Origin of the sequence: Borrelia puertoricensis (assembly GCF_023035875.1) — a bacterium.
Lineage (GTDB): Bacteria > Spirochaetota > Spirochaetia > Borreliales > Borreliaceae > Borrelia > Borrelia puertoricensis.
Map to the genome: position 1 here is coordinate 25,294 of NZ_CP075395.1, position 9,448 is coordinate 34,741.

Below are 9,448 nucleotides of genomic sequence, written 5' to 3' on the forward strand. Positions count from 1 at the left end.
TGAGTAAAAAAGGATGCACTATAATATCTATAATATGAAGAATAGATTAAGTGGGAAAATTGAAAACTTAAATATTAAGTATACTTATGACTTTATTTTTACTTCTTAGTTGTGGCAGTGGTACTACTAAGACGGAAGATCCTCAGAGTAGATTCTTAAAATCTGTTATTAGTTTAAGTAATGACTTCTTAAATGTTTTTACTTCCCTTTCTGATATGATTACTGGGGCTTTTGGTATTAAAGCTGACACTAAGAAATCTGACATTGGTAAGTATTTCACTGATATTGAAAAAACTATGAACTCAGTTAAAAAAAAGTTACAGACGGAAGTTGCTAAGAATGGGAATTACTCAAAAATTAAATCAGTTGTTGATACGTTTATTACAGGCACATTAGACAAAATTGCAGAAGGAGCTAAGACAGCTGCTAGTGGGGCTACAACTGATACTGTTATTGGAAATGCTAAACAAAATGAGGATGCTGTAGCAGCAGATGTTACAAGTGTCAATGCTCTTGTTAAAGGAATTAAAGAAATTGTTGACGTAGATTCTAAAGCAAGGTGAAGGAAATGCAAATGCTGATGCTACTAAAGGTGATAGTAAGAAAGATGTTGGCAAATTATTTACTACGACCACTGATGGCAATAGAGCTGATAATGCTGCAGCAGCCTGTGCTGCAGCGTCGATCGGAGCTGTAACTGGTGCTGACATTTTAAAAGCCATGATTAAGGATAATGGTGATGCTGTTAAATTAGCTATTTCTCAGAATGCTGGAGCTGTTCCTAAAGATGGAACTATTGCAGGTGCTATTGTATTAACAGCTATGGCTAAGGATGGTAAATTTGCTGGTCCTAGTGCTGCTGCTGATGATGCTGTTACTGCAGTTAAAGGCGTAGCAGTTAGTGCTGTTACTAAAGCATTGGATACTTTAACTATTGCTATAAGAAATACTATTGACACAGGACTTAAAGAAGTTAAAGATGCTATAAAAATTAATGTTACCGATACCCCTGTAATTACTAATAAGCAAATCTCTGAAACTAAAAGTTAATGATCAGAATTAATAACAAATACATAACTAAATAAAGTCATTTGAGAAAAACTATTTCTCTATTCATGAAATTCGTTTTCCTTTTATTTTTTATATTGCCCCCTTGAGTAAAGAAGGAGGCACGTGATAATGAAAAGAATTACTTTATGTGCGTTATTTTTGACTTTATTTTTACTTATTTCTTGTAATACTTCAGGGTCTGCTACTAAAGATGGGCAGGCTGCTAAATCTGATGGCACTATTATTGACCTAGTTACAATAACTAATAACATAAAAGACTCTGTTGCTTTTGCTAAAGATGTTAAAGAAATTCATACTTTAGTTAAGTCCGTTGATGAGTTTGTTAAGGGTATTGGAAAAAAGCTTAAGAAGGATGATGGCACTTTAGAAGATGAGAAAAATGATAATAATGGACAATTAGTTGTAGGGGTGTATAGCTTAGTATCGGGTATAGATACTAAATTGGCATCATTAGAAAAAAAAGTTGGGCTTTCTAGTGATTTGAAGGCAAAAATTGCTGGTGTAAAGGCAAAAATTAAACCATTTTTGGATAAATTGAAAGATGATGATCTTTGTAAAAAAGATGTTACTGATGCTCATATAAAAAATGCCATAGATAAAAACGATAATACTGGAGGGAAAGGTAAGGCAGAACTTATTGCCTTGAACACAGAAATTGATGAGTTATTAACGGCTGCTGAAGCTGAAGTAAAGTCTGCTATTAAGGAGCTTACAACTCCTGTTAAACCCTCTAACTAGAGATAAATTATTATTATAAGATTAGTTTTTAATTAATAGTAATTTTCTTATAAAATAAAGTCTATAAATAATAAGCTAAGAGTTTTCTTCTCTTAGCTTTTTTTGTTTCTTTTATTCTTCCTTTATTTGCTTTACTACTTTATTTTTACTTCTTAGCTGTGGCAGTGGACATCAGTCTACTAATGGTGGTGGAGCTGCTACAGGAGGGAGCAGTTTAAGTTCTGTCCTCATGGATATAGGTAGAAGTGCTGAGAATGCTTTTTATTCTTTTTTAGATTTACTCTCTGATACATTAGGATTCAGAGTAACTAAAGATACAAAGAAGAGTGATGTAGCCAGTTATTTTAACAGTCTAGGTGCTAAGCTTGGAGAAGCATCAGATGAATTAGAAAAGGTAGCAGTAAAAACAACAGCAGGTTCTGATAAAGATAGCCTATTAAACAAGGTAATTAAGGAATCAGTTGATTCTGCTAAGGCTACTTTAAACACATTGAAAACTCATTTAGATTCCTTAAAAGATATCGGTGATGCTAATAACAAGGTAGTAGGTGAGGTGGCTTCCCAACAAAGTGGAGTAGCAGCAAGTACAGATGAATTAAAAATAGCTCTTAAGGCTCTTCAAGGAATAGTGAACACGGCTAAGACACAACAAGTTAAAGAGCTAAACACAAGTAGTGTGACATTAGCTTCAAATTCAATAGGAGTTGATGCAAAAGATGGAGCTAAGGTCTTAACAGCAGGTGATAATGCAGGAGCAGCTGCGGGAGATAAAGCCGCATTAATAGTATCATCAGTGAGTGGAGAAGAAATATTAGCAGCTATTGTTAAATCAGTTGAAGGAGATGCAACTGGAACAATAGGAGGCAATGTAAATCAGGATACAAGTGCATTGAAGTTTGCAAGAGGAGGAGCTACTGCAGATCATTTAGCACAAGATGCAGCGTTAGCAAGTGCGGTGAGTGGAGGAATAGCACTACGTTCTTTAGTTAAAGATGGTAAATTAGCTGCTAATAATAATAACGATAACAAAGCAGTAGAAGCGGCAGGAATAACAGCGGTAAATAAACTATTAGTAGCGGTAGAGGATCTAATTAAAAAGACAGTAAAGAATGTGCTTAAAACAGCAAAAGAAAAAATAGATGAGGCAAGAGCTCCAAAAGCAGCAGCTCAGCAATAAAAATAGATAATTAAATTAATTACTTAAAATTAAAATTAGAAGGCAATCTTAGATTTATATCTAAGATTGCCTTCTATATTGTTGTAATTAAACTTAAGAAGTTAAATTAGCTTCTTAATCTAAAAATTTCTTTCTTTGATTTACTTATTAAGATAGGTCAAGGATTTCAAGAGATTTTTGGCATCTTTGGTAATGCTATTGGAGACGCTTTGGGACTTACAGCAGTTAAATCCGGTGACAAGAGAAGTAAAGTTGGTGAACACTTTAAGACTATAGGAAATGAACTTTCAACTACTAAGAATAAGTTAAATGAGCTATCAGGTGAAATATCTGAAGCAAAAAATGCTAATAGTAGCACAATTGAATCTGTTAAGAGAGTAATTAAAGGTGCTAATGATGCTTTTGAACAACTAATTGAGGCTCTAACTACACTTGCTAGTGTAACTAATGATAGTGCTGATATTGGTGATACCGCTAGTGTTGGTGCTGCAGTTGCTGCTGATGAGGCTAGCGTTAAAACTTTTATTGAAGAAGTTAAAGCTATTATTGAGGCTGCCGAAAAGTCTGGTGTAAAGATTAATGCTGGAAATTCTGGTAGTCCAGTGGCTGCTGGTGATGATAAGGCAGGAGCAGCTCTTGCAAAGTCTGGTGCTGCTGCAGCTGCTAACTCTGGTCCTAATCTAGCTGAAGAGGTATCAAAAGCAGATCCATGGGCTATGATTAGTAAGATTAAAGATGCTAAGATTGATGCTGCACTTGTTGCAGGCAATGCTAATGAAGCTGGAGCGCTAGCTACTAAAATTGATGCTGCTAATACTGGTGCTAAAAGTAATGCTGACCTAGTAGCTGCTGTTGCACTAAAGGCTATGGCTAAGGGTGGTAAATTTAGTAATGCTGCTAATAAGATGGTGCAGTTAAAGCCGCTGCTGTAACTGCTGTAAATAAGATGCTAGGGATACTTGACTTGATAATTAGAAAAACAGTAGCAAGCGAACTAGATAAGATAAGAAAAGCTGTTAAGGGAATACAGTACTCTGAGACTACTACTGAAACAACTGAAGCTAGTTCTACTCAACCTACTGTTACTAAATAAATTATCTAATTAAATAATCTAAATAAAGTCATTTGAGGAAAACTATTTCTCTATTCATGAGATTCGTTTTCCTTTTATTTATCTCTAGCTTTTTCTTTAGGTTAATAAGGAGGCACGTGATAATGAAAAGAATTACTTTATGTGCGTTATTAATAACTTTATTTTTACTTCTTAGCTGTGGTAGTGGACATCAGTCTGCTAATGGTGGTGGGGCTGCTACAGGAGGGAGCAGTTTAAGTTCAGTTCTCATGGATATAGGTAGAAGTGCTGAGAATGCTTTTTATTCATTTTTAGAGTTACTATCCGGTACATTAGGCTTTACTGCTAAATCAACTACAAAGAAGAGTGATGTAGGGGGTTATTTTAACAGTCTAGGTGCGAAGCTTGGACAAGCATCAGAAGAGTTAGAACAAGTAGCAGTTAAAGCAACAGCAGGTATTGATACAAGCGATGCATCTAAAAATCCTATTAGAGTAGCTATTGATTCTGCTAAGGCTACTTTAAACACATTAAAAACTCATTTAGACTCTTTAAAAGATATAGGTGATGCTAAAGTAGTAGGAGATGCAGCAAGTGATGCTGCAGGAACAGCTGCAGATGAAACTGAATTAAAGAAAGCATATAATTCATTGAAAGGAATAGTGGAAACAGCTACTACAGAAGGTATTTCAAAGCCAAAAGTAGGAGCAACAACATTAAAAGTAGATAATGCAGATAATAAGGATGGTGCTAAAATATTGGCTACAGACAACAAACCAGCAGCAACTGATGCAGCTAAGGCAGCAGCAATACTAGCAACAGTAAGTGGTGAAGAAATTCTAGACTCAATAGTTAAATCAGGAGAAAGTGATGCAGCACTAGCAGCAGCTGCAAATGGAAGTACAACTGCCATTTCTTTTGCTAAAGGAGGATCAGCTGCTAATTTAGCAGGTGCAGATACTGCAAAGGCAGCAGCAGTAGCAGGAGGGGTAGCATTACGTTCTTTAGTTAAGACAGGTAAATTAGCATCTGCAGCAGCTGGACAAGGAGGACAAGGAGAAGTACAAAAAATCGGAGTAACAGCAGCAAACAAACTACTAGGAGCAGTAGAGGATGTAATTAAAAAGGCAGTGAAAAATGTTCTTGAGAAAGCAAAAGAAAAAATAGATGAAGCAAGAGCTCCAAAACCAGCAGGTCAGAAGTAAACTAGATAGTTAGATTAATTACTTAAAATTAATATTAGAAGGCAAGCTTAGAGATAAATCTAAGATGCTTTCTATATTGTTGTAATTAAACTTAAGAAGTTAAATTGGCTGCTGAGAGTAAGAATACTTTCTTAGATTCATTAGTTAAGATAGGTCATGGGTTTTACGAGATTTTGGCATCTTTGGTAATGCTATTGGAGACGCTTTGGGACTTACAGCAGTTAAATCGGGTGACAAGAGAAGTAAGGTTGGTGAACACTTTAAGACTATAGGTGATGGGCTTACAACTACTAAGAATAAGTTAAATGAGCTATCAGGTGAAATATCTGAAGCAAAAAATGCTAATAGCAGCACAATTGAAGCTGTTAAGAATGCAATTATCAGTGCTAGTGATGTCTTTGAACAACTAATTTCTGCTTTAACTAAACTTGCTGATGTAACTAAGGACGATTCTCCGATTGGTGATACCGCTAGTGCTGCGGCTGCAGTTGCTGCTGATAAGCCTAGTGTTGATGCTATTATTAAAGAAGTTAAAGCTATTATTGATGCAGCAAAGAAATCTGGAATAGAAATCAAGTCTGGAACCGCTGGTAATGCAGTAAATGCTGCTGCTGCAAGTGTTCCTGCTGCAATTGGGAGTAATAATGCAGGTCAGGGGGCTGGTGATAAATTAGCAGCTGAAGTAGCTAAGGCTGATCCATGGGTAATGATTGAGAAGATGAAAAATTCTACAACTGATACCGCTGTTCTTGCTGGTAACGATAAAGACGCTGGAACATTAGCTACTGGTACTCCAGCTGATGCTAATGGTGCTAAGGCAGCTACTAATGCCAACCTAGCAGCTGCCTTAGCTCTTAAAGCTATGACTAAGACTGGTAAGTTTACTGCTAAGCATGATGATGCTACTGAAGTTGCTATTGTTAAAGCAGTAGCAGTAAGTGCTGTAAATAAGGTACTAGGAGTGCTTGATTTTATAATTAGGAAAACAGTATCAAGCAATCTAGATAAGATAAGAGAAGCTGTTAAGGGAATAAAGTACTCTGAAACTATTACTGAAGCTAGTACTACTACTCAACCTGCTGCTACTAAGTAAATTATCTAATTAAATAATCTACTAAATAAAGTCATTTGAGGGAAACTCTTCTTTTTATAAGAATTGTTTGCCTTCTTTGCATTTTGGTGATGCATTAAATACTTGTACTAAAGATAAGTAGACAGGGTCTGGTTAAACCTTTTTAACTAAGGGCAAATGATTATTATAAGATTAGTTTTGTTTAGTAAATGCGTAGAATTATTCGGAAAGTAAAGGTAGGAACGAGGTTTCTTAGTTTTTGTTTTTATTGAATGATATGTTTATTTTGGTTAATTGTTTTTAATTATTTATTTTTTTAAAGCGTAAATTGGATGTAATTGATTACAAGTTTTATATTAAGATTATATTTTTGTTCTTTATTGTATAAATTTACTTAATGAAATAGTTTTGTTGTGTTTTTAAGTAGGTCAAAGTGAGATTATTGTATTATTTTAATAATTTATTTGCAATTTAAAATAAAAGGTATATATTTACCAGTAATTGTTATTATATTTCAACTATCGAGATTCAATAATTAAATGATTTGATATCCCAGGAGGGGGAGATATGAAGAGAAGTATTTTATCAGTATGTATGTTAACATTATTATGTTTGTTATCATGTGATATAAATGTCCTTAATGATTTGCTAGACAAAGCAAGAGAAAAGTTTTTAGATGAAAGCAAAGATAATAAAGATTTAAACGCTAGAGAAGGAAATCAAGAGATTGAAGAAGAGCAAGCAGATATTGTTGTAAGGATTGAAGAAGGTGTAGAAATAAATAAGAACTTACAACGAGAAGGTATTGAATTAAGTCTTAAAGAGGAAAGACTTGAAGAGGTAGTAGAGCAACAGTTTGTATCTCAATCTAATGCATTAACTAAGGAGCAAGAGAATGAGCTTTATTCTCAAGAGATCAAGGCTAATGATATTAGGAGCAAAGTTAATAGTAAATTGGCAACTATTGAGGCAATGCATAGGGAGGTAAGTGCATCAGTATTAAAGCTTGAGAGTATGAAGACTGATATTATGAAAGCTAAGTCTGATCTTGATAGGGCAAGGAGTTCTTCTAGAAATGGTATTGATCAAAATGTTAAGATAAAGTTAGATCAAGCAATTGAGAATGTTAGATCAAGTAGTAATATTGCGATGATATTATATAAAGATGCAGTTAATGGATTAGAACATGCAAGAAGTAGTGTTGAACATGCAAGAGGTCTTACGGAGTCTGCTTTAGATGAGTTAAGATATTTGAGGTCAAGTAATTATTATTATGTTATACGTTATTATTATCTATCAGATGCAAAAACTAGTTTGAATAGAGCAGAAGATATGTTTGCTAAAGTAGAATCAGAGATGGATAATCTTAGAAATGCGATGAAGCAGGCAGAGGAAGCGTTTGTTGCTTTAAAGAGTGCACATCAAGCATTAGGGTTGAAGTAGTACTAGGGGTAAAATACCTAATCTTCCATAATTTTATTTGTTATGACTTTTTATAAGTAGCATAAATTGAGTTTATTAGCTTGAGTTTTAAGGTTCAAGCTAATAAGTTTATTACTGTATGAATTAACACAAAAAAATAGTAAAAAGTATTAATGTAATATCTTAAGAGAGCTAAAGTCAAATGGTTTTACCTATTTTAATAAAGACTTGAATCTTATTCAAAGTGCTATATCTTTAATATTAGTTTTAAAGGAGAGAGAAATGAAATTCAAAAATAAATATGTAGCTTTGGGATTACTTTTGAGTTTTATCAGTTGTGATTTATTCATGAATGATGAAATGAAAGAAAAATCTCTTGATTTGGTTGATAAGGTGACCTCTATCTTAGATGCTAGCGAAAAATCTATTGGAAAGTCTACAAAAAAAAGAAGAAAAGTTTCCAAAAAGAGACTTTCTGCTAGTCGTGTTAAGAGGTCTGGTAATAATAGTAATTTAGTACAAAATGTAATGTCAGATGATATGACTAGTGATCTTCAAAATGATGTACATCAGGATAATGTGGTAAAGAAATCTACACTTGAGGATAGTCTTGAAATAAATGATGGTCTTATTAATGAGGAAATCCCAAGAGTTAAATTATCAAGTAAAAAATCTGAGCTTAGAGAAAAGGGGATACAAAATCAACAAAATGCAGAGAATAAAGATTTAATCACCACTGGTGTTTCAACAGTGTATGGTTCCTCTTATGATCATGCAAAAATGGTTTATGGAAGTTCAACTTTCCTTAGCAGTGAAAGTGGTGAATTGAAGGAGACTATTGAAAGGAATGAAATTGATTTTACTATAGACTCTGATTTAAGACCAGAAGATATTGCAGGTTCAAACACTGTTTCATACACAGATGAGATAGAGGAAGAAGATTATGATCAATACTATTTGGAAGATGATGAAGATAAATATGATGAAGAGGAGACAAGGTTAGACAATAGATATAAGTCCTATCTGGAAGGTGTTAGATATAATGTAGGTTCAGCAATTGGCATAATTGATAAGGTGTATAATAATTACAGATTATTTGAGGAGCAAAGAACAAGAATGTATTCTACACGTCTTGATGCTGATACCAAAGCTCAAGCTAAAAAAGAAGCTGAAAAGTTTACAAAGCAAAAACTTGAGAAAGATCTTAATGCCCTGTTAAACTATATTCAAGTGAGTGCAAAGACCGCAACAAATTTTGTATACATAATGGAAATACATGCAAAAAGCAGATTGGATAAACTTGCAACAGAAGTGAAATCTTTAATTTCAAAGGTCCAAGGACAATCTAATCCATATGAAGCATATAAAGCAATAGTATCCCCAATCCTACAAATGAAAGATTCTCTTAAGGTAGTGCAGGGAGCTGTTGATAAAGATGGTCCTTGGTATTAGAAAGTAATAATCCTATTATTATTTTAGATTTAACAAAAAGGCTACGTAAAATTGTAGCCTTTTTTTAATTTAAAGATATTATTTATTAGTGTATTATCAATGATATAAGATTTTCAGATGAGAAAACTACAGAAATTGGGCTTTCTTTATTTAGAGAAGTAACCTTTTACTAAATGCAGTGTATAATTATGCTATTATTAGAGACATCTAAAAGTTCTATACTATTAACATATTAATAA

General features: G+C 33.7%; 5 protein-coding genes and 3 pseudogenes. All 8 read left to right on the forward strand.

Annotated features, from left to right (window positions below; translation table 11 throughout):
- The first annotated feature begins 86 nt into the window (after positions 1 to 86).
- The 8 genes and pseudogenes from bpuSUM_RS08440 to bpuSUM_RS08475 all read left to right on the forward strand — a co-directional run bounded on the left by bpuSUM_RS08440 (position 87) and on the right by bpuSUM_RS08475 (position 9,209).
- Positions 87 to 1,050: pseudogene (locus tag bpuSUM_RS08440) on the forward strand (variable large family protein).
- 129 nt (positions 1,051 to 1,179) lie between these two features.
- Positions 1,180 to 1,809 (forward strand): Vsp/OspC family lipoprotein, encoded by a 630-nt coding sequence (locus tag bpuSUM_RS08445; RefSeq protein ID WP_347343311.1) that lies wholly within the window; start codon positions 1,180 to 1,182, stop codon positions 1,807 to 1,809.
- A gap of 124 nt (positions 1,810 to 1,933) precedes the next feature.
- Entirely contained in the window at positions 1,934 to 2,986 is a 1,053-nt protein-coding gene (locus bpuSUM_RS08450) for a variable large family protein (RefSeq protein WP_430644675.1), read from the forward strand.
- 122 nt (positions 2,987 to 3,108) lie between these two features.
- Positions 3,109 to 4,079, forward strand: a pseudogene (locus bpuSUM_RS08455) (variable large family protein); the annotation flags it as partial.
- 122 nt (positions 4,080 to 4,201) lie between these two features.
- Positions 4,202 to 5,263: a variable large family protein gene (locus bpuSUM_RS08460; protein ID WP_430644673.1), complete on the forward strand. Its 1,062-nt coding sequence runs from the start codon at positions 4,202 to 4,204 to the stop codon at positions 5,261 to 5,263.
- A 101-nt stretch (positions 5,264 to 5,364) separates the two neighbouring features.
- Positions 5,365 to 6,356: pseudogene (locus tag bpuSUM_RS08465) on the forward strand (variable large family protein); the annotation flags it as partial.
- Between the two features lie 546 nt (positions 6,357 to 6,902).
- A complete protein-coding gene (locus tag bpuSUM_RS08470; RefSeq protein WP_247067906.1) occupies positions 6,903 to 7,778 on the forward strand; it encodes a hypothetical protein in 876 nt (291 codons plus the stop codon).
- A 261-nt stretch (positions 7,779 to 8,039) separates the two neighbouring features.
- Positions 8,040 to 9,209, forward strand: a complete 1,170-nt coding sequence (locus tag bpuSUM_RS08475) for a ferrous iron transporter A (protein ID WP_247067908.1) — start codon at positions 8,040 to 8,042, stop codon at positions 9,207 to 9,209.
- The last annotated feature ends 239 nt before the right edge of the window (positions 9,210 to 9,448 follow it).